The sequence below is a fragment of the Anditalea andensis genome (genome assembly GCF_000714815.1).
GTDB classification, from domain to species: Bacteria; Bacteroidota; Bacteroidia; order Cytophagales; family Cyclobacteriaceae; genus Anditalea; species Anditalea andensis.
The window spans coordinates 1-1,369 of the sequence record NZ_JMIH01000006.1 but is presented as its reverse complement, the minus strand read 5'-3'; the positions used below and the strand labels follow the sequence as shown (position 1 = coordinate 1,369).

At 42.9% G+C, this 1,369-nt stretch carries 2 protein-coding genes; both read right to left on the bottom strand.

Annotated features, from left to right (window positions below; genetic code table 11):
* The coding region (locus EL17_RS01680; RefSeq protein ID WP_035069221.1) for an Rpn family recombination-promoting nuclease/putative transposase at positions 1–361 on the bottom strand (361 nt) is incomplete at its 3' end.
* 191 nt (positions 362–552) lie between these two features.
* Complete coding sequence (locus tag EL17_RS01675) at positions 553–879, bottom strand: hypothetical protein (RefSeq protein ID WP_035069218.1); 327 nt, start codon at positions 877–879, stop codon at positions 553–555.
* Between the last annotated feature and the right edge of the window lie 490 nt (positions 880–1,369).

The following is a 1,369-nucleotide window of genomic DNA, read 5'->3' as shown; positions in this document are numbered from 1 at the left end:
TGTAGACTGCCTTTAGCTCATAATTCCAGTCTGCCCGTTTGGCCTGCTCCCTTATCGGGAAGGTAGCATAATAAACTGTCCTGTCCTTAAAGAAATTTTGCTTGGTCTTCTGAAGCTCCACGATGAATTTCTCTCCTTTTTCATTTTCGCAATAGAGGTCAAAAATAGCCTTTCTGTCCATTTCCCCAGTTCCAAGATATTCGCTCTTCATGTAATTGAGTTCTTTGATCTCACCTTCCTGATCTTTTAAAAGCACATTTAAAAAGTCAAGGAGCAGATCCTTGTTCGGTTCCTCTCCGAAGAGCTTCTTAAAACCATAATCGGTAAATGGATTGATATATTTTTCTGCAAATAGCGTCATATCCTGCATCGTTTACCCAAATATACAAATTTTCCCAAAGGAGTGTTTCGGTTTTATTATACCGATGTTGTGTTGCTGTTCCAGGGCTGTGCCCTGGAATCCCTTAAAGATGAGGCTGCGCCTCAATGAAATCGAGCTTGAGGAAGCGACACACACAGGGATATCCAAAAGCTTTCAGGGAAACATGCGAGCTACCACTCCGTTTCTTTCGTCACGGGCCAAGTTATGTCCGATGAAAAGAAATTATTTACATCAGGAGAAAAGGGGCATAGCCCTGCCATCTTCGTAGGCAAAACAAATGAATAATTATAGGGGCGTAGCCCTGACATCTTAAAATGATGGCCATCCAGTTTGACATACCACTTTTTAAAAACAGATCCAAAACCGGGATTTACCATTTGATCACCACCACATTCGATCCCTTCAGGCTCAGTTCCATAAATATACGTCTGAAGCTGAAACTGTCCTCTATTTATAAAAAAGGGCTGATGTTGCGGACGACCCTGAATGGGTCGCATATATATAGAATATGTGCTGATGTTGATTCCGACCCGGAAGGGGTCGCACAGCGTCGTGGTGGCAGTTGGCAATAAACATTTGTAAGGCATTAACATGACGTGCCGTAGGTACGGAATATTTGTAGAACATTGTCCTAAATATTGGATCCCGTGCCATAGGTTCGGAATATTAAAGGGTTCATGCCCCAGATCTGTTTAATTTTAGCATAAACCCGTCCCCTTTTTTTAACCCTTAACCTTTAACCATTTCTCCCCAGGCACGCAGGGAGAAATCCCTATATTTCTACCTGTAATGGCAAGCCCCTACCTACCCGTCATTGCGAGCCTGATCCCGAGGCTATTTTTCTGAGCAACAGCTATATCAGGCGAAGCAATCCCACCGCTGATGCTTCAATTGTAAGCATCGTAAAAGAGATTGCTTCGGGGGATTTGAAGTTCTTCTTAAATAAAAGAATTTAGCCATCTCCTCGCAATGACGGTCTCACCATTT